We start from the raw sequence: 15,142 nt of genomic DNA on the forward strand, positions 1-15,142 counted from the left end.
GAGCGAGGCGGAGTAGGTCCGCGGCAGTTCGACTATCGAGCACACAGCCGCCGAGGCGCGGTGATGCCCGTACCGGTAACGGAGCCGTCCGTCGTGACGTGCCTCCGTTCCTGTGTCGTCGATGACGAGCACGGTGGCCCCTGGCGGTGCGGTGTGGCTCGGCGTGTCGGCGTCGAGATCGCTGTCCGAGGTGGCCGGCAAGAGGATGATGCCGATGTCGGCGAGATTCGCATCGTCAACGCCGGGCAGGATGGACTTACGGCGCTGGATTGCCAGGCCTGCTGTGGTCGGTGCGGCGGTGTGCCCGAGTGCGGTGGTCAGGGCGAGGCCGCATGCTGCGGCTTCCGCTCCAGGGCCGTATAGCCGGAGTACGCCCGAAGGGAGGTGCTCGGGCATTTCAGCGTCAGCAGGCTTTGGCTGGCTCGCTTGCGCGCTGACGATGGCATGCGTGGCTGGCGGTAGTGAGGCGAGGTCCGGGTCGCTGTGGTGCGTGGCGATCCGCATAGGATCGGGGTGATAGCTCCGACGTCGGTGCAGCCATATCGCGGTCGTCAACGCGGGCCGACCAGGCCACCGATGTCGACCCCACTTCGCAGTCCTGCCCCCGGAGCACGGAATGCCCGCCCATCCTGCGGGGTACGACGCCAGCCCACAACATCCTCGCCGTCATTCATCCGGCGGCGCGGAAAGCAAAATGGCATCCAATTCGCCTGGTGCGCCTTACCATCGCCGACGAAAATACACGTCGTGATAGACGGGTTCGAGCACGACACCTCGAGGCGGTTCGAGGACTCGGAGAGCCGCCCGGTGTACAAGAGTGAGTGGCACGACGACTCGACCCTCCAGGGCAACTTCGGCCACGACATCCTCCCCACTCCGGATCGAGGTCCCTAGATGGAGCAAGATCATGGTGACGCTGATTCCAGCGTGGAAAGGCTCCGCGCCCGGATCGGCCACGCCAACCTGCAGATCGCGGAAGAGACAGCCTTTTTGTACGACTCTCTCGAGCGGCTGGGTGCCGCGCTCGACGAGATCACCGTCGCAACGCAGGGGACGAGCTCTTCGGAACTTGTCGACGGGCTGCGGTCAGCGCGTTTCGCCATGGAACCCGCCACCGGTCTGCTCAGCCAGCTAACCCACGCCCATCAGGTTGTCGATCAGTACCTGCAGCGGCTCGGGCTGGGCGACAAGGGTCCGCGACTCAATCAATGGCGGGATTCCACCTCACAGGTGGGATCGCCGCCGCACGAGGCACCGACAGCCGGCCGTATCGACTTGGGCCCGGAAATTCCCGCAGGACCGACCGAAGTACGCGAAGCGGCGGTCATCAACGAAAGCGAGCGCCGAGTGGTCTCAGAGCCCCTGCCGCCGCCGAGCTGGGACACCCAGGCACCGCTGCGATGGATCCTCCCGGAATTGGGCGTCATCCAGGAACGAATCAAGGTCTTGTCGGACGACTCCCAATCCGCGAACCACGCTGACGCCACGCGGGACGTTTTCGACGCACTGCGGATCGGGATCCGCGGCCTTCTGTCGACACGACCGCTGCTGAGCGCTGCACTCACTGATTCCTTCCATCGAGAATCGGAAGAGCGCTTGACGGCAGTCGGCGAAGTTATCGACGCGGCAGTGCGCTCACAAGGGTTGTCCTGGCCGCCACCACATGATGGCGCGCCGCCATCCGTAATTCCTGACCTTCTTTTCCTCTACCGGTGCGCGTCCGATTGGGCCTCCAACGCCGAGCGCCCAGCGCCGCACCTCCTCCTCGAGAGGATGCTCAAGGTGGAGGAGCAGAGCGCGACCTTCCTCGCGAACTGGCAAGCGGACATCAGTCAGAGGGCCGCCCGCGCCTTGGCTGCCAGCAGCGATGAATCACCGCGGTCAAAGATCGGTAATCTACTGAGCGCCGCCGCGCTGGCAATCTCGCTCATCCAAGGACCAGGTGCGATCCACGACCTGCCCGATGACATCCGGGAGCTGGGTGTCGATGTCGCCGCATTTGTCACCGCCGTCGTAACGGGGCTCTGGAACATCCTTGAGGAGATCTGGTCGGTACTTATTCCGTTTATCTCTTGATGAGCGCCATCGCGGGAATATTGGTGCAGTTCCATCAAAGTCGCGTAGGCGCACTCAATTCGACAAAGCGCACTTCGAAGCGAAGGATAATCCGTTTCCGCCGGTGCGCCTAACGACCTATCCGGGTACCCCGTCGCCCGGCGGGTTCAAGAGGTCCGGCCGGGTCCAGCCGTCCAGGTCGTAATCCGACAAGCAGGCGTCGACCAGGTCCAGCATGCCGCGGCCGATGGTGCCCGCCGCGCCCTTGCGCAGCACCTGGATGCGGTTCTCCTCCGGGTTGCCGGCGTGGCTGCGTTCGTACAGCTCGTGCCGGCCGGCGAACTCGCTGCCGACGGCGTCCCACAGCAGTTTCATCACCTTGGACCGGTCGGCGGCGGAGTATCCGTTGGAGCCGCGCAGGTAGCGGTCCAGGTACGGCCGGATCTCCGGGTTGCGCAGGTCTTCGACGCCGGAGTTGAGGTAGATCAGGCCACTGCCGACGGTGTGCTGGACCAGCTCCTTGACCTTGCCGTACGCGATAGGCGCCAGCACCCGGTACGTGAGCGCGTACTCCTCGGCGGGTTGCACGAACCCGTCGCCCCACGGGCCGCTGGATTCGATCATCGCGTCGGACAGCGCCCACAGCAGGTGCCGCCAGGTCATCACCTCGCCGATGTTGGCCTGCACCGACCGGAAGTCGCCGGTGCCGTTGATCTCGACAGCCCGCATCATCAGGCCGCAGATGAAGTCGAGCTTCACCGCGAGCCGGGTCATCGCGTGCAGAGTGAAGCGGGGTAGGAAGCCGGAACGGTGGAAGAACGTGTTGGCTCGCTCCACATCGCCGTAGACCAGGACGTGGTCCCACGGGATGAGCGCCCGGTCGAAGACGATGACGGCGTCGTTCTCGTCCATCCGGCTCGACAACGGATAGTCGAACGGGCTGCCGGTCCGGGCTGCGGTCTGCTCGTAGGAGGTCCGGCAGAACAGTTTCACGCCGGGTACGTCCATCGGGGCGAAGAAGACCACCCCGAACCGGCGGTCCCGGACCGGCATGCCGTGGTGGGCGATGAAGTTGTAGTGGGTCAGCGCCGACCCCGTCGCCACCACCTTGGCGCCGCTGACCACCAGACCCGCGTCGGTCTCCCGCTCGACGTGCACATAAACGTCGGCGACCTCGTCCGGCGGCCGGTTGCGGTCCACCGGCGGGTGCACCATCGCGTGGTTGACGTGCAGGACCTGCTCCTGGGCGCGGCGGTACCAGGCGCGGGCGTTGCCGTCGAACGGCGCGTAGAAGTCCGGGTCGGCACCGAGCGTGGCCAGGAACGAGGCCTTGTAGTCCGGTGACCGGCCCAGCCACCCGTAGCAGTGCCGCTGCCACGCGGCGATCGCGTCGCGGCAGCCGCGCAGGTCGTCGCGGGAGAGCGGGGCGCGGAAGAACCGGTGGGTGAAGCCGCCCGAGCCGGTGTCGGTGGCGGTGGTGAGCACGTCGCGCTCGGCCGGGTCCCACAGCGCGTCGTACAGCCTGGCGATCATCCGGGCGTTGTTGCGGAACGCGAGATGGGTGGTGACGTCGCGAACCCGCTCGCCGTAGATCCAGATCTCGCGGCCGTCCCGGATGCTCTCCAGGTACTCAGCGCCGGTGAACGGCGTGCGCTGGGACAACTGCGTGGTCATGGCTGCTCCGATTCCTTCCGCGAGTCACGTACCAGGGCGGCCAGCCGGCGCACCCCCTCCTCGATCTGCCCGGGGTCCAGGGCGCTGCACGACAGGCGCAGCTCGTGGCGCGGGCCGCCGTCCGGGTAGAAGTAGCTCATCGGGGTCCACAGCACGCCGTAGCGGGTGGCCGATTCGGCGAGCTTCGCGTCGTCGGCGACGAACGGCACGCGCAGCACGACGAAGAACCCGGCGGCCGGACGCGTCCAGGACACCCCGCTGCCGGGCGGGAAAGACCTGTTCAGCGCGTCGAGCAGGACCTCGAGGTTGCGGCGGTAGTGGGCGATCCGCTCCCGGTTCGCCTCGCGAAGCCGGCCGCCGCCGCGCAGCAGCAGGCCGCCGACGACGGCCTGTGACACCGCGGAGGTGTTGACGGTGATCATGCTGCGGATCAGCGCGATCTCGTCGGCGAGCAAGCCGCGGCGCCCGTCGGCGGTGCGGACGCGCTGGTCGGCGACCACATAGCCGACCCGGGCGCCGGGAAAGCAGGTTTTGGCGTACGTGCCCAAGTGCACCACGTGCCGTCCGGGGTCGAGCGCCTTGAGGGCCGGCACCCGCTCCTGCGGGCCGGCGAGGAAGCCGTACGGATCGTCCTCGATCAGCAGCAGGCGCCGCGACGCCGCGACGGCGAGCAACTCGTGCCGCTGGGCCAGCGTCAGCGTGTGGCCGGACGGGTTGGAGAAGGTCGGCACCAGGTAGAGGGCGACCGGGCGCCGGCCGGTGGCGGCCACCCGATCGGCGACCGCGGCGACGTCGGCGGCGGCGAGACCGTCGGGGCGTTCGGGCACAGCGGCCACCTCGACGCCGAGGAGCTTGGCAGCGCCGAGCATCCCGATGTAGCACGGCGAGGTGACGAGGAGGACGTCGCCGGGGCCGGTGCACAGCGCCCGGGTGACCGCGACCATGCCCTCCTGCGCACCGGCGAGCACCACCACCGACGCCGGGTCCACCCGGATGTCGTGGTCGAGCTCCAGATTGCGGGCGACCAGCTCGTTGATGTGCCCGGCGGTGCGGCCGTACTGGAACAGCCGCCTGGTGATCTCCGCCTCGGGAAGCCCCTGTTCGACGCTCAGGTACCGCCGGTACTCGTCGATCAGTCCACCCAGCTCGGCTGGTTCGAAGAAGCCGTCGTACGGGCGACCGGCGGCCAGCGAGATCGCCTCCGGATGGCGCGAGGCGATCTCGTTGAGCAGCGCGGCCGAACTGAGCACCGGATCGGCCAGGGCGGCGAACAGCCGGTCCGGCCCCAGGTCGACGTCGGTCTCCACCGTCATCTGCGGTCGGCGGCCGAAGTGAGCAACTCCTGCTCGACGGCCTCGTACAGGGCCCGGATGTTGCCGCTGCCGAACGTGCGGGCGGCCCGCCGCTCGATCAGCTCGAAGAACAGGGTCCCGGCCGGGTGCACGGACTTGGTGAAGATCTGCAGCAGGTGCCCCCAGTGGTCGCGGTCGACCAGCACGTCGAGCTCCTGCAGCCGGTGCACCTCGGCGGCGAACTCGGGCAGCCGCCCGGACAGCGCCGCGTAGTAGTGCCGGGGCGCGTCGAGGAACCGTACCGATCGCTCGCGCAGCGCCCGTACGGCGTCGCCGATGTCGTCGGTGAGGAACGCCAGGTGCTGCACGCCCGCTCCGCCGTGCCCGGCGAGGAACGCGTCGATCTGGCCCGGCTTCGCGCTGGTGTCCGGCTCGATGAGGGTGAAGGTGACCTCCCCGGTGTCGTTCTGCACGACCTCGGAGTTCATCGCCTGCTCGCCGACCTCGATGCGCTCGGTGAAGATCGAGTGCAGGCCGAACACCGTACGGTAGAAGTCCACCGTCTGTTTCAACGTCCCGGCCGGCAGGCAGATCGCGGCGTGGTCAACCAGCTGGAGCAAGGCGCCGGAGTTCGTCGGGGCCGCACCGCCCGAGACGAACGTGTGCAGCAGGTCCCCGGTGCCACGGACCGTCGCCGTCGTGGTGACGCCGCCGCCGGTCGCCGGCCGGCGGGCCGGCTCCCGCACCGGTGACGCACCACGGGCGAGCGCGGCCGCGTACGCCCGGCCGGCGTCGTCGACGCTGAACGCGATGTCAGCGACGCCGTCGCCGTGCCGATCGACGTACTCGGCGATCTCTCCGGTGACTGTCGTGGGGCTGCTGACCACGAGGCGTATCCCGCCCTGGCGCAGCAGCACGCAGCGCCGGTCCGGCGCCGAGCCGATCATCGGCTCCGTGGTGAAGCCCATGCCGTCGGCGAAGTAGTCGATCGCCGCGTCGGGGTCGGCGGTGGCGAGTTCGACGTGGGCTATACCTCGGACCTGCGCCCCCGTGCCGGTCATCGGCCGGCCTCCCGGCGGATCAGCAGAATCCCGTCCCGCACGGAGAGCATCACGCAGCTCAGGTCGGGCCGCGACACCACGAGGTCGTTGAGTTCGCGTACGCCGCGGGTGCTGTCGCGCTCGTCGGCCGGGTCGAGCACGGCGCCGTCCCACAGGACGTTGTCGACCGCCAGCACGCCCCCGTCGGCGAGCAGCTCCAGCAACGGGTCGAGATAGGCGGGGAAGTTCGCCTGATCGGCGTCCAGCAGAATGAACTCGTACGGCCCGGACAGACGCGAAATCGTGTCGAGCGCGGATCCCTCGTGCACGGTGATGCGCTCACTGAATTTGCTTGCGGCAATGTGCCGGCGCGCGATCTCGACGTGCTTCGGGTCCTTCTCGCATGTGTCGATGTGCCCGTCCGCGGGTAGTGCGGCGGCCATCGAGAGCGCTGAGTAGCCGGTGAACGTACCGATCTCCAGCACTCGCCGGGGCTTGTGGGAGAGCAGGAAGAACTGCAGGAAGCGGGCTTCGACCGGGCCCACCATCATGACCGGGCGCTCGCACGCCTCACGTGTCTCCGCGGCCAGGTCCAGCAGGTGGTCCGCATCGGGAGTGGTGTGTGCGGCCACGTATTCCTCGACGCCTGGGATCGTGATCGGAATTCTATTTCCCATGCTGTCATTCAAAGTCACGGGCAATCGCCGGCACCGGCAATCTTTCAACGCCTGAACACATCTGTCCGGCGACCCCCGGAAGGCGTTCGTACACATGAGACGATGGGGCGGTGTCTATGATTCCCGCACCGCGCGCGGGCCGGTTCACGACCGCCGCCCGCGCCGCCCGGATCACCGCCGTGACCGCCGGCCACGTCGTGCGCTCAGCGCCGGCGCTCGGCGTCGCCGCCGTACGCGGACCGGCCGCGGTCCGCGCCGCGGCGGTCGCCGGGCTCCAGGATCTGACCATCGCCCTCGGGCCGAGCTTCATCAAGGCCGCCCAGTTGCTGAGCACCCGGCGCGACGTGCTGCCCGGGCCGGTCTGCGAGGCGCTCGGCGAGCTGACCGACCGGGTGCCGCCGATGCCGGCCGCCGCGGCGCGGGCCGCCGTCGATTCGGCCTACCGGGGCCGCCCCTGGCCGTTCGCCGCGATCGACGAGACGGCCGTGGCCAGCGGAAGCATCGCGTGCGTGTATCGGGCGACGCTACTGGACGGGCGTGAGGTCGCGGTGAAGGTCCGCCGGCCGGGCATCGGCGGGCTGATGGCCACCGACTTCCGGCTGCTGCGCATGGGCGCCGCGCTGATGCAGCGGCTGCCCGGCTTCCGCCGGTTGCCCGCCACCCGCATCGTCGATCAGCTCGCCGACGCGGTGCTCGGCCAGCTCGACTTCGTGGCCGAGGCGGGGGCGCTGGCGCTGATGCGGCGCAACTTCGCCGGGCAGGGGCATCTGCGGCTGCCCGAGCCGCTGGAGGACGCCTCGGCCGACGGGGTGCTGGTCATGGAGTTCCTGCCCGGGCTGCGGCGGATGCGGCGTGAGGACCTGCCGCCGGAGACCGCGGTGCTGGCGGTACGCCGGATCCTGCGCTGTGCGTACCAGATGTTGTTCCTCGACGGCCTGGTGCACTGCGACATGCACCCGGGCAACCTGTATCTGAGCGCCGACGGTGGCATCGTCCTGCTGGACATGGGATTCGTGGTGGTGCTGAGCCCGAAGGTCCGGCGGCTGTTCGCCGAGTTCTTCCTCAACATGGCCCGCGGCAACGGCGAGTACTGCGCCGACATCATCGTGCGCAGCGCGGAGGACACGGCCGGCGCCGATCTGGACGCTTTCCGCGCCGATATCGTCGAGCTGATCGCCGGTAGCACCGAGCGCACCGCCGGGGAATTCGAACTGGGCCCGTTCGCGGCCAGCCTGTTCGACCTGCAGCGCCGGCACGGGGTGTCGGCGGCGCCGGAGTTCGTCTTCCCGCTGCTGTCTCTGCTCGTACTGGAAGGCATGATCAACGAGTACGACGCGGACGTCGACTTCCAGGCCGAGGCAAAGCCGATGCTGATCAAGGCGCTACTGACCGGGGTGCCCCGGGAGGCGGCAAAGCCGCGGGAGGCGCGGGCGGGCTGAGTGGGTCAGGCCGGGGTGGCGGTCAGCATCAGCAGGCCGCCGGAGACCCGGGCGGCCGAGCGGACCCGCAGCGCCGCCCGGGTCAGCATGGCGCGCATCTCGGGTTCGTCGCGGTGCTGCGGCAGGTCACCGAGGACCGCGGCCGCCCGGCGCAGCCATCGCGGCGGCGGGGTGTGCTCGGCGAGCACCAGCAACCCGCCGGGGGTCAGCACCCGGGCGATCTCGGCGAGTCCGGCGGCCTGGTCGCGCCAGTGTCCGAACGCGGTGGTGCTCAGCACCAGGTCGACGCTGCCGGACGGGCACGGCAGCTGCTCGGCGGCGGCCACGGCGAAAGAGGCCCGGGGCAGCTTCGCACGGGCCACCCGCAGCATTGCGGCGGCCGGATCCACACCGATCAGCTCGGCGTCGGGCCAGCGGCGCGCCGCGGCGGCGAGCAGGCGCCCGGTGCCGCAGCCGACGTCGAGGACCCGGACGGGGCGGCGGTCGGCGGCGGCGAGCACGTCGGCGTCGGCCCGCCGGCACGAGATCTGTCCCCAGTGCCGGTCGTAACGGTCCGCGATGCGGTTGAAGTTCTCGACGGAGTGACTGTCCGGCACGGTGTCGTCCTTCCGTAGGCATGGGCATGCCCGCCCGGGCGGCCGTCCCGGGCGGACATGACAGGGATGTATCAGGCCTTGACCGTGCTCGCGGTGCGCGCGAACTCGGCCGCCTGGGCCTGAACGGTGCTGAGCTCCTCGCGGCGCGAGGCGTAGTCGCCGGTCACGTACTGGCCGACGATCTTGCGGGTGGCGAGCATGTGCATGACCGGCTCGCCGTCCAGCGCGTCCACGTCGTACATGGCGACGCGGTCGCCCGGCGCCATCTCACCGATCGCGCCGATCGGCGGCAGCGCGCCGAAGACGCCGGAGATGTTGACCGGGTCCCGGTTGACCAGGGTCTTCCCCTGGTCGAGCAGCTCCAGCTGGAAGAACACGTCGAAGTAGCCCTTGAACCGGCTCTCGAAGCTGTCCGGCGCGATCAGGGCCTCCTCACCCATGCTCTGCATCCGCGGGTTGAGAGTGAACAGGAACTCACCGAGCTGCTCACTGCGGCCCCGCAGGTTCATCTGCAGGATCTCGACCACGATCTTGGTCGGGTCCTGCACGGCGGGGAAGCTGCGGTTGACCACGAACCAGCCGTCGGCCTCGATGGTTTCCGTTCCGCCGGCGATCTCGATGACGGCGTCGGTCCACAGCCGCAGGTAGTCGGTGCCTCCGGGCGGGAAGTAGTTGACGGTCACTTCGTCCTCCTTACGGACGTCCGTAGCGATAACTACTTCAGCATCGTATAGCGACCCGTGCCGCAGTCAACGAAATCTGTCAATCCCAAAGTGATGACCTGGACGTGTCGGACTCACCTGCTTGGCGCCGAATTCGCCGGAGTGGGCAGGTAACCGAGCATCCGCCTGAACTGCGAGGCTATGCATCATCACGCGCTCGAATGCATTCTCAGGAATCTCTCAGGAAAGGCCCGCGGAGGGCCCGGCACCAGGCACGCGAGGAGCCGGAGAAGGGCGTGCGCGGCCGCTTCGTCGGCCGACGATCCCGGCTCGGTGCTCGGACAACGCCTTTTCGCCCGTTCCGTCAGCCTGCCGACGGAAAGCCGTCAGCGGGGGTCGGCGCGTTAACGGTGACTGATACAGGACCGAGTCGGACCGCCTTGCGCACCCGGATTGACACTCTCCGCTACCGATGTAACTCTCGGAGCGCCGAGACATCGACGGTAGCCACACCAGCCGCAGGAGGGGTTCAGCCGTGGAAGGTGAAGCGTGATTTTGACCCAGCGCCAGAACGACAACCGGATCGTCTCTGAGACTGACGTGAAACTAGTCCGCTGGCCGGCCGACGAGCACCGCCGCGAACACTACAAAAAACTGGGGATACCGGTACTCCTCGTCGTCGAAGCGGGATGCCAGCCCCCGATCTGCGCGGACGCGCGAGAGGACTGGATCCGGGCGCCAGTGAGCCACGCCGACCTGAACGCCCGGATGGCCACCCTGCGGGCGAAGGCCTGGGCCGGCCGCCTTCCGGAGATCGACCCGGTCGGCGTGATCCGCTACAACGGCCGCTCCTGCGCCGTCTCGCCGACCGAGGCCGATCTGCTGCACTGCCTGGTCCGCGATTTCGGCGAGGTCGTCCCCCGGTCCAGGCTGCTGGAATGCCTGCCGGAGCGGCCCGCCCGCTGCCAGCGCAACGCACTGGACCTGCACATCATGCGGATCAGGCGGCGCATCGGCGCCATCGGACTGGTCATCCGCACCGTCTGGGGCCAGGGGTACCTGCTGGAGATCTCCCGCTGACGCACGGTACCGGCGAAATCGTTCTGCACACCGACAGAAAGCTATAACGAAATCGACCTTTCTGCTTGCATGGATTCCGGTAGCCATCGTGCCGGCGCCGACGAGCAAGGAGGGAAGATGTTCGAGCGGTTCACCGACCGGGCCAGGAAGGCGTTCGTCCACGCGCAATCACAGGCCCGGCTGTGCAGCAACGACTTCGTCGGTACCGGTCACGTGACCCTGGGCCTCCTGCACGACGAAGACTGCCTGGCCGCGCAGGTTCTGCGCCACCTCGACGTCCCGCTGGACGACGTCCGGCAACGCGTCGAGACACAACTGCGACGGGAAGCGCAGAGCGGCGACGGGCACATCCCGTTCACTCCCCGCACCAAGGAGGTCCTGGAGCTGGCGCTGAGTGAGGCGCTCGCGATGAACCACACGTACATCGGCACCGAGCACATCCTGCTCGGTCTGGTCCGTGAGGGATCCGGCGAGGCCGCCAGGCTGCTCGTCGACGCGGGCGCCACCCTCGAGCGGGTGCGCACCGAGGTGGTGCGCCGCGCCGACCAGCCGGTGGTGGAGGTCGCGCCGCCGTCCCGGATCACCGAGGAACCGGCGTACAACAAGTCCATCCTGCTCGAACAGTTCGGCCGGGACCTGACCCAGGCCGCCCGGGCCAGGCAGCTGGACCCGGTCATCGGCCGTGATCAGGAGATCCACCGGACCATGCGGGTGCTGTGCCGGCGTACCAAGAACAACCCGGTCCTGATCGGCGAGCCGGGCGTCGGCAAGACCGCGGTCGTCGAAGGGCTGGCACAGCGTCTCGCGTCCGGCCAGGTCCCGGCCCGGCTCAAGGGCAAGGCCCTGTACGCGCTGGACCTCGGCGCCCTGGTGGCCGGCTCCCGGTACCGGGGTGACTTCGAGGAACGTCTCAAGAAGGTGCTCAAGGAGATCCGCACCCGCGGCGACGTGATCGTATTCATCGACGAGATTCACATGCTCGTGGGTGCGGGCGCCGGCGAGGGCGCGATGGACGCGGCGAACCTGCTCAAGCCCATGCTGGCGCGCGGCGAGCTGCAAACCATCGGCGCGACCACGCTGGAGGAGTACCGCCTGCACCTGGAGCGCAAGGACGCCGCACTGGAACGGCGTTTCCAGCCCATCCAGGTCGGCGAGCCGTCGCTCGAGAACACCATCGAGATCCTCAAGGGCCTGCGCGACCGGTACGAACTCCACCACCGGATCAGCATCACCGACGCTGCCCTGGTCGCCGCCGCGACACTGTCCGACCGCTACATCTCCGACCGGTTCCTGCCGGACAAGGCCATCGACCTGATCGACGAGGCGGCCGCGGAGCTGAACCTGGCACGCATGTCGCGCGGACCGGCCCGCGCGGGTCTGGACGAGAAGATCGAACGGATCCGCCGGGAGAAGGAGGCCGCCGTCGCGGCCCAGGACTTCGAGCAGGCCGCCCGGCTGCGCGACCGGGAACGCCGGCTGGCCAGCCAGGGCTGGGCCGCCGAGCCGGCCACCGGCGGTGACCGCATCGACGAGGAGGAGGTCGCCGAGATCCTGGCCGAGCAGTCCGGGATCCCGGTGTACAAGCTGACCGAGGAGGAGACGACCCGCCTGCTGCGCATGGAGGATGAGCTGCACAAACGGATCATCGGCCAGCACGACGCGATCCAGGCGGTCGCCAAGGCGATCCGGCGTACCCGGGCCGGTTTGAAGGACCCGAAGCGCCCGTCCGGCTCGTTCATCTTCGCCGGCCCGTCCGGTGTCGGTAAGACCGAGTTGTCCAAGGCGCTCGCGGAGTTCCTGTTCGGCTCCGAGGACGCGCTGATCCAGCTGGACATGTCCGAGTTCCACGACCGGTACACGGTGTCCCGCCTGGTCGGTGCGCCTCCCGGCTACGTGGGTTACGACGAGGGCGGCCAGCTGACCGAGAAGGTGCGCCGCAAGCCGTTCAGCGTGGTTCTGTTCGACGAGATCGAGAAGGCCCACCCGGACGTCTTCAACACGCTCCTGCAGATCCTCGAGGACGGCCGCCTCACCGACGGCCAGGGCCGCATCGTCGACTTCAAGAACACCGTCATCATCCTCACCACCAACCTCGGCACCCGCGACATCGCCAAGGCCGTGTCGCTCGGGTTCCAGGCCGTCGAGGACGACGAGTCGTCCTACGAGCGGATGAAGCGGAAGGTCGGCGACGAGCTGCGGCAGCACTTCCGGCCGGAGTTCCTCAACCGCATCGACGACACCATCGTCTTCCACCAGCTCACCAGCGCCGAGACGCTGCACATCACCGACCTGATGATCGAGGGGGTCCGCCGCCGGATGGCCGAGCGCGGGATGTCGCTGCGGCTGACCGCCGCGGCCCAGCGGCTGCTGGCCGAGCGCGGCTTCGACCCGATCCTCGGCGCCCGGCCGCTGCGCCGGACCGTGCAACGCGAGATCGAGGACCCGCTGTCCGAGCAGATCCTGTTCGGCGTGATCGCGCCCGGCGAGGAGGTCGTCGTCGACGTGGCGCCGGGACCGGACAGCCGGACCGCGGCCCGGTTCGTTTTCCAGGGTGCGGCCACCGCGCCGGACCGCGGCGAGCCGGTGGACGTGCGGCACCGTGGCGGATCCGACGACGGCAAGGACATGGACGGCGATGACTGAACAGATCGTGATGTGGCCGGACGGCGCAAAGCAGGACTACGTCACGGCGCGGCGTGAGCTGCTGCGAGCCGAGCAGGAGCTGCGTGACGCGATCGAACGGGTCGCGGCGTTGCGCCGGGCTCTGCCCGAGGGCGCTGATCTCGACGATGTCGTACTCACCGAGGTGGTGGCCGGCACGGTTCGGGGGACGCCTCTGTCCGCGCTGTTCGGCGCGCACGACAGTCTGATCGTGTACCACCTGATGCACACTCCGGACGAGGGTTTCTGCCCCATGTGCTCGATGTGGCTGGACGGCCTGAACGGCGTCGCGGCACACGTCGAGGAGAACGCCGGGCTGGCCGTCGTCTGCCCGGCACCGATCGACGAGATCACCCGGTGGGCGGGCGAACGCGGCTGGCACCGGCTGCGGCTGCTGTCCTGCGCCGGGACGGCGTTCACCGCGGCCATGAACATCGACGGGCCGGAGGGCACGGTCCCGGCCATGTCGGTGCTGACCCGCAACGGACCGGCCGTACGCCACTTCTGGACCGGACACGCGATCTTCCCGGACGGCTCCGGCCGCGGCATGGATCTGCTCAGCCCGGTCTGGCAGCTGCTCGACCTGCTGCCGCAGGGGCGCCGTGACTGGTTCCCGGCCAACCGTCCGGCGGCCGGAGGCGACTGCTGCCACTGATCCGAAAGAGGACACCGCCATGACCGCGTCCCGACAGTCGATGTGGGTCGTGCCCTCGCCCGCGCGCCAGGCACGCCATCCCGCACCGGCCGAACCGTTCACCGACATCACCGAGGCCGAGCAGTTCCTGCGCCAGTTCCACACCGAGCAGTCCCCCGCCCAACCGCTGCAACAACGGCTGCTGGAGATCCGGGCCGAGATCCGCGCCACCGGGACCTACCGGCACACACCGGCGGAGCTGGCGTTCGGGGCGCGGGTCGCGTGGCGCAACAGCGCCGCCTGCATCGGCCGTCTGTACTGGGCCGGGCTGAAGGTGGTCGACGCCCGGGAGGTGGAGGACCCGCAGGAGGTGGCCGAGCGCTGCGTGCAGCATCTGCGAGCCGCCACCAACCGCGGCCGGATCCGGCCGATGATCACCGTCTTCGCTCCGGACCGGCCGGGCCGGCCCGGTCCGCGCATCCGCAACGACCAGCTGATCCGGTACGCCGGTCACCGGCTCGACGACGGCAGTGTGCTCGGCGACCCGCAGAACGTGACGCTCACCGAGGCCGCCGTCGCCGCCGGGTGGCGCCCGCCGGCGCGGCGCGGCCCGTTCGACGTGCTCCCGCTGCTGGTCCACGGGCGCGGCGGGGACAGCGTCACCGAACTGCCGGCTGACGCCGTGCTGGAGGTCGCGTTGCGCCATCCGGAACTGCCCGCGCTCGCCGGACTGGGCCTGCGCTGGCACGCGCTCCCGGTGATCAGCAACATGCGGCTTCGGATCGGCGGTGTCGAGTACCCGGCCGCCCCGTTCAACGGCTGGTACATGGGCACCGAGATCGGCGCCCGCAACCTGGCCGACCGTGACCGCTACGACATGCTGCCGACGGTGGGCCGGCTGCTCGGCCTGGACACCGCCGACGAGTCGACGCTGTGGCGCGACCGGGCGCTGGTGGAGCTGAACCGGGCGGTGCTGCACTCGTTCAAGTCCGCCGGCGTGACCATCACCGACCACCACACCGAATCGCGGCGCTTCCTCATGCACCTGGCCCGTGAGGAAGGGGCCGGGCGCAGTTGCCCGGCCGACTGGAGCTGGATCGTTCCGCCGATGTCCGGTGCATTGACGCCGGTCTTCCACCGCTATTACGAGACCACCGTCGAAGGCCCGCAATTTCTCCCGGCGCAGGGTCCCGCCCGATGCCCCTTCACACCTCTTCGGGACGCGTCCGGCCAGGCCGGCGTGGCTCCGGCGGTTGACCTGTCGGCACATCGTGAGATGCGCCGTCATGGGTCGAAAGATGGCTGACAGAAACCATCCGAAATCGCGCCCAA

Annotated in this window: 13 protein-coding genes; 7 read left to right on the plus strand and 6 right to left on the minus strand. The window is 69.2% G+C overall.

The window, feature by feature from the left end:
• Positions 1–747 precede the first annotated feature (747 nt).
• Together AB0G04_RS08825 and AB0G04_RS08830 are read left to right on the plus strand one after the other, a co-directional pair.
• Entirely contained in the window at positions 748–894 is a 147-nt protein-coding gene (locus AB0G04_RS08825; RefSeq protein WP_360978899.1) for a hypothetical protein, read from the plus strand.
• On the plus strand, positions 895–2,076 hold the full coding sequence (locus tag AB0G04_RS08830) for a hypothetical protein (RefSeq protein ID WP_360978902.1): 1,182 nt from the start codon (positions 895–897) through the stop codon (positions 2,074–2,076). It begins immediately after the preceding gene.
• Between the two features lie 117 nt (positions 2,077–2,193).
• Here AB0G04_RS08830 and AB0G04_RS08835 read toward each other — a convergent pair whose 3' ends face one another.
• From AB0G04_RS08835 to AB0G04_RS08850, 4 genes are read right to left on the minus strand one after another with little or no spacing between them, the layout of a single operon-like run.
• Positions 2,194–3,729 carry a 4-hydroxyphenylacetate 3-hydroxylase N-terminal domain-containing protein gene (locus AB0G04_RS08835; protein WP_360978905.1) on the minus strand — a complete coding sequence of 512 codons (1,536 nt, stop codon included), beginning with the start codon at positions 3,727–3,729 and terminating at the stop codon, positions 2,194–2,196.
• Positions 3,726–5,042, minus strand: a complete 1,317-nt coding sequence (locus AB0G04_RS08840) for a PLP-dependent aminotransferase family protein (RefSeq protein ID WP_360978908.1) — start codon at positions 5,040–5,042, stop codon at positions 3,726–3,728. The genes AB0G04_RS08835 and AB0G04_RS08840 overlap by 4 nt, the downstream gene beginning before the upstream one ends.
• Positions 5,039–6,082 (minus strand): 4-hydroxyphenylpyruvate dioxygenase, encoded by a 1,044-nt coding sequence (gene hppD / locus AB0G04_RS08845; protein ID WP_360978911.1) that lies wholly within the window; start codon positions 6,080–6,082, stop codon positions 5,039–5,041. The genes AB0G04_RS08840 and hppD overlap by 4 nt, the downstream gene beginning before the upstream one ends.
• Positions 6,079–6,738 (minus strand): O-methyltransferase, encoded by a 660-nt coding sequence (locus tag AB0G04_RS08850; RefSeq protein WP_360978914.1) that lies wholly within the window; start codon positions 6,736–6,738, stop codon positions 6,079–6,081. The genes hppD and AB0G04_RS08850 overlap by 4 nt, the downstream gene beginning before the upstream one ends.
• A 116-nt stretch (positions 6,739–6,854) precedes the next feature.
• Between AB0G04_RS08850 and AB0G04_RS08855 the strand changes: the two genes are divergently transcribed.
• Complete coding sequence (locus AB0G04_RS08855; protein WP_360979363.1) at positions 6,855–8,177, plus strand: AarF/UbiB family protein; 1,323 nt, start codon at positions 6,855–6,857, stop codon at positions 8,175–8,177.
• A gap of 5 nt (positions 8,178–8,182) precedes the next feature.
• Here AB0G04_RS08855 and AB0G04_RS08860 read toward each other — a convergent pair whose 3' ends face one another.
• Both AB0G04_RS08860 and AB0G04_RS08865 read right to left on the minus strand, forming a co-directional pair.
• Positions 8,183–8,773 carry a class I SAM-dependent methyltransferase gene (locus AB0G04_RS08860; protein WP_360978917.1) on the minus strand — a complete coding sequence of 197 codons (591 nt, stop codon included), beginning with the start codon at positions 8,771–8,773 and terminating at the stop codon, positions 8,183–8,185.
• Positions 8,774–8,844: 71 nt separating this feature from the next.
• On the minus strand, positions 8,845–9,456 hold the full coding sequence (locus AB0G04_RS08865) for a DUF6073 family protein (protein ID WP_360978920.1): 612 nt from the start codon (positions 9,454–9,456) through the stop codon (positions 8,845–8,847).
• Between the two features lie 528 nt (positions 9,457–9,984).
• Here AB0G04_RS08865 and AB0G04_RS08870 point away from each other — a divergent pair.
• The 4 genes from AB0G04_RS08870 to AB0G04_RS08885 all read left to right on the plus strand — a co-directional run bounded on the left by AB0G04_RS08870 (position 9,985) and on the right by AB0G04_RS08885 (position 15,116).
• A complete protein-coding gene (locus tag AB0G04_RS08870) occupies positions 9,985–10,515 on the plus strand; it encodes a winged helix-turn-helix domain-containing protein (RefSeq protein ID WP_360978922.1) in 531 nt (176 codons plus the stop codon).
• Positions 10,516–10,632: 117 nt separating this feature from the next.
• Complete coding sequence (locus tag AB0G04_RS08875; protein ID WP_360978925.1) at positions 10,633–13,158, plus strand: ATP-dependent Clp protease ATP-binding subunit; 2,526 nt, start codon at positions 10,633–10,635, stop codon at positions 13,156–13,158.
• Positions 13,151–13,831: a DUF899 family protein gene (locus AB0G04_RS08880; RefSeq protein WP_360978928.1), complete on the plus strand. Its 681-nt coding sequence runs from the start codon at positions 13,151–13,153 to the stop codon at positions 13,829–13,831. Before AB0G04_RS08875 ends, AB0G04_RS08880 begins: the two co-directional genes overlap by 8 nt.
• A 19-nt stretch (positions 13,832–13,850) precedes the next feature.
• On the plus strand, positions 13,851–15,116 hold the full coding sequence (locus AB0G04_RS08885; RefSeq protein ID WP_360978931.1) for a nitric oxide synthase oxygenase: 1,266 nt from the start codon (positions 13,851–13,853) through the stop codon (positions 15,114–15,116).
• Positions 15,117–15,142: the final 26 nt, after the last annotated feature.

It is taken from the genome of Actinoplanes sp. NPDC023801 (assembly GCF_040639655.1).
In the GTDB taxonomy this organism is placed as follows: Bacteria; Actinomycetota; Actinomycetes; order Mycobacteriales; family Micromonosporaceae; genus Actinoplanes.